This is a genomic window from Pseudomonas morbosilactucae (assembly GCF_023241715.1).
In the GTDB taxonomy this organism is placed as follows: Bacteria; Pseudomonadota; Gammaproteobacteria; order Pseudomonadales; family Pseudomonadaceae; genus Aquipseudomonas; species Aquipseudomonas morbosilactucae.
On sequence record NZ_JALQCW010000102.1, the window covers coordinates 1 to 4,606 of the forward strand.

1 pseudogene is annotated in these 4,606 nt (G+C 62.2%); it reads right to left on the reverse strand.

The window, feature by feature from the left end:
- Positions 1-314: 314 nt before the first annotated feature.
- Positions 315-4,602, reverse strand: a pseudogene (locus M1B34_RS31160) (two-partner secretion domain-containing protein); the annotation flags it as partial.
- Positions 4,603-4,606: the final 4 nt, after the last annotated feature.

A 4,606-nucleotide genomic window follows, 5' to 3' on the forward strand; every position in this document is an offset into this window, starting at 1 on the left:
GGGCTGCCGCTTCGATGGACGCGTCCGCATCGCTGCCAAATGCCAGGCTGCCCTGGGTCATCACCTGGCTGGCCACTACCTGCAGATCTGGCAGCGTAGCCGAAAGATTGCGCCGACCCGCACTCGCTGCCGTATTGAGTGGTCCTGCTCTGACTCCAACTGGTTTTCTTGTGGCGTCCGCTGCTGGTGTTCACTTGCTCGGTGGCCACCAGCGTCAGATCACGTCCCGCCTTGAGGCTCATATCGCCCAGGGCCTGGAGCACGCTGCCGCTGTTGCGGATATCGCGCCCAGCGGCGATGTCCAGACGGTTGCCTGCTTCAACGCGGGCCGCGCTATTGAGGTAGTCGTTGTGCTGGCGCCCGCCACCATATCCAGTGTTCAAGCGCACTTTAGAGCGCTCGTTGATGACGTCGCCCTCGGTCGCCACCAGGCTGACGTCCTGGCCCTTGAGGATTCCACCCTGGGCGTTGCGGATGCTTTGGCGGGCCAGCAGCGACAAGCGCTCATTGGCTTCTATCAGGCCGCTGTTGTCGATGTTCTGGGCCCTGGCTTGCAGCTGCGTACTGGCGCGCAAGGTGCCTTGGTTGGCCAGGGTGCCGCCAGAGATCAGGTTCAGGTCTCGCCCCTGGATCAGCGCACCGTTGGGCGCCAGGCGATTGTGGGTCTGGGCCATGTACAACACCGGCACCAGAACCTTTTCGCCGTTGACCTCCTGCTCCTGCATCCAGACGATGTCGTGGGTCAGCGCCGCTATCTGGGCTGATGTCAGGGCCACGCCCGGTGACAGCTCAAGGGCGGTCTTGCTGGCAATGGCGTTGTCCATCAGGTAGCGGAACATCGCTTCGTCGCTATCCAGCCCGGCAATAAAACGCTGGCCGGTGCGGGCGATCAGCGCTTCGCGGATCAGCCGCTGCTCGTAGAGCCCGTCACCCAAACGGCGCTGGGTCTGGTCGCGGTTAAAGCCAATGCGACTGAGCAGGTAATCCGAGTTGAGGAACTGCTTGAGGTTGGCGAATGCCGGGTTGGTTTCGATCAGGTACTTGTGTTGCGGGTCGCTGCTGACCTTGAACAGGCCGCTTTCGCCTTGCGGCAGGCTGAAACCAGGCAGGGCCAGAGGATTGACGGCTTGTTGCTGCAAATCCGGAGCGGCTTGCAGGTTCAACTGCGGCTGGACTTGGGTGCTGCTGTCCACCGTGGTCAAGCCGACCCGGCTGTCCCCGGTGACCACTGTTTCGCCGGGGCGGATCACGCTGTTTTCCAGGTATTGGGCGCCCGTAATATCAACGTTGCCAGCACCCTGGATCACCGCTGCCGCCACGTCACCGTTGCCGGAGGTCGCAACCTTGCTGAAGCCGCTTAGTCGGCCGATGGCGATCGCCTTCAGGGGGATCGCTGTGGGGTCGTAGCTGGCGGAGGCGGGATTGTTGAAGGCGTTGTAGCGCCGGATGTTATTGATGAAGTTGTAGTAGGCGCCTTCGTCCCTGGTGTAGATCCCGTAGGAGTAATGACGAATCTCGCCACCGCCGGCGCCGATGTTGCTCAGGCGATTGCTTTGCAGACTGATGTTGCCGGCAGCAGCGACCGTACTGAATCGGTTCTCGAAACTGTCACCCTTGAAGGTCAGCTCGGCACCGGAAATCAGGTTGGCGCGTGGGGAATCCTCGGTGATTGTCGTGTCATAGACTTCCTTGACCGAGTAGTAAGCCTCGCAGTGCCTGCCCTTGCAGTTGTCGGTGGAGTGCAAAGTGATGCGCCCGGAGGTCAGGGCAGGAATAAAGGCGAACCTCTCCTTGCGGTTGACCAGGCGGTTGGCCAGCAACTGCATACCGTGGGCACTTTCAAGGGTGCCGGAGATGTTCTCGATCAGGCTGGCGGACTGTTGCCCCGGTCCGTTGACGTCCAGGCGACCGAGACTGTAAATGTCGCCCTTGTCGTTGGTCAGGCTGTGGGTTTCCAGCTGCATGTCGGCGCCGCTGAAGATCAGTCCACCCTGGTTGAGCAGCGTCGCGGTTTCAATCTGCAGCGCATTGCCTGCCCCCAAAGTGCCCTGTTGGGTCAGGCTGTCGACCTTGAGTAGTAAGTCGCCGGAGGCTGTGAGGCTGCCGAGGTTCTGCAAGTGGCTGCCCAGGGCCAAAACGGCAGCCCCGCCACTGCGTACCTGGGCCTCTTGGCCGAGGTCGGCACTTGCCGCAGTAACGCTCATGTGCCCCTGGCTCTTGAGGCTGCCATTGCCTTGATAGGAGCCACTGAGGGTCAGTTTCAGATCACCATCGGTTTCCAGGCTGCCATCGTTGATCCACTGATGACCACTGGCGTCGATGCTTTCGACTGAGACCAGCTTGCCACTGCCGGCTTGGGTAAAAGTCCCGACCTTGAGGCCGATCTTCTGCGCCTGGATCAGGCTGGTGTTGCTCCACTCCGCCAGGTCCAGATCCAGCCGGCTGTTGGTGATGAAACTGCCGCCGGCATTGCCGGTGTCCGCCAGGGACAACTCAAAGCCTTGTTGCCCCAGATGGCGCACCAGCCCTTGCTGGTTGCTCAGGCCAACGCTGCTCAGGCGCAATCGCTGGTTACCGATTTCCACCAGGCCCAGGTCGTTATCGAAACGACCACCGATACTGAAGCGGCTCTCGCCCTGCTCGCCCAAGGCCCGCAAGCGGCCCTTGGCATTGCTCAGCGAACCGGCGTCCACCGCCAGGCGTTGCCGAGACTCGATCAGACCCGCAGCGTTGTCGAGTTTGCCCGTAAGCCCCAGTCCGATAGTCTCGGCACTGATGCTCCCGTGCTGGTTCTGCAGGCTGGCCGCCTCAACCCCCAGGTGCTGTTGGCTGGCGATCTCGCCACCGTTATTGCGAACCTCGCCACCCTTGAGCGACAGGTCGCCCGCCGTGGCCAGTAAATGCCCTTGATCGTTGATCAAGCGCGTACGGCTGGTGACTTCCACTGCTTCAGCCTGGGCATTGCCCTGGCGGTTATCGAAAACCGTACTCTTGACACTGAGCTTCCCGCCCTGGGCATTCAGCCGTCCTTGCTGGTTGCGCAGCTCATCAACCTCAAGAACCAGGTCACCGGCGCCGGTGAAAATCTTGCCACCGCCGTTGTCGAGGACTTGCTCGACACGGACCTTGAGTTCGCCCTGGTTGGCTTGCAGGGTGCCCTGACGATTGTCCAGGCTGTCGGCGCTCAGGGTCAGGCCGGCACTTTTGCTGAACATCAGGCCCTGGTCGCGGTTGTCCAGGCTATCGACCGTCACCTTGAGTGACTGCGCCGCGGCCAGGGTGCCACCGCGGTTATCGACGCTACCGGCCTTGAGGCGCAAATCCCTCGCTGCCACCAGTTCCGCGCCCTGGTTATCCAAATGCTCCAGATCAATGTCCAGGCTGCCCTGGGCATTGATGGTGCCGGTATTGGTCAAACTGCCGCCCTGAAGCTGCAAGTGGCTGGCCGGATTGACGGTCTCGACGTCCTCTTGCTGCTTGAGGCCGGCGTTGAGCTGGCCGTGACTGACCATCTGCCGGCCCTCAAGGTGCAGGTTGCCACCGGCCGTCAGGTTTTTGTCCACCGTCAACTGATCGGTAGCCACCACCTTGGCGTTCTGCTGCGCGTACACCGACTCGGTCAGCTGCACCGCTTGCGCCTTGAGCTGTACATCGCCCAGGGCCTGAGCACGGGCCAGAGTCAACTGGCCGTTGGCATCGATCTGCAGGTCGCCGCCGCTAGCGGCCATGTCCCCTGCCAGCTTCACCCCCACACCCGACTCGGTGCCCACCAGCTTGATGGCCCCGGCGTACATGCCGCCCAGGGCGCTGCTGTCGATGGCCAGTTGCGGCGTGTCCGCCGGATTCGCCGTCCGCAGCGTGGCGTTCAAGGTCTTGGCATCGACATCGTTGGCACCGGCGATCACCGCCAACTGCCGGGCCTGGATTTCAGCGTTGATCCTGGCGCTGCGGGTGATGATTTCGAACTGATCGATATTGCTCGCGTTAAGGCCAGCGCCTTCGATGGTGACGCTGCCCTGGTCCACCTGATAACGCTGGACCTGGCCGTTTTCGATCACCAGTTTGCCGGTGGTCAGGGTGGCTTTCGGCGTGTTGATGAATCCGCAGCCGTTGCAGGTCACGCCGTAGGGGTTGGCGACAATCACATGGGCCGATTTCCCCGCCACTTCGGTGTAGCCCTTGAGCTGGCTGGGGCTGCCGCCGTTGACCTCGTTGAGGATCACTGTGGCCGAACGGCCGCCCAGGTTAGGGTTGCCGAGGATGATCCCGCCGAGCTGGGTTTCCTGGGTGCGGCTCGTGGCGTTGTTGAGGATCACCCCCAGCGGGCCAACGTTGTAGTCGCTGAACTTGTTGTGGGACAGGCCGCCGCCATTGGGCTTGGCGATGTTGACAATGGGCACGCCATTGCCCGCCTGGCCGAGACGGGTGCCGCTGCCAATTGACCACGATGCCGTCGGCCCATCACCCACAGCGGCTGCCAGAACATCAGGTTGGCCAGCATGAACGCCAGTCCGCGCCTTCGGCAGGCCCCCAAAGGAATGCCGGGATTGCAGGGCAGCAGAAGGCTGGTTGAGCCAGGAAGGCAAACTGACGAACGTCCATGTTG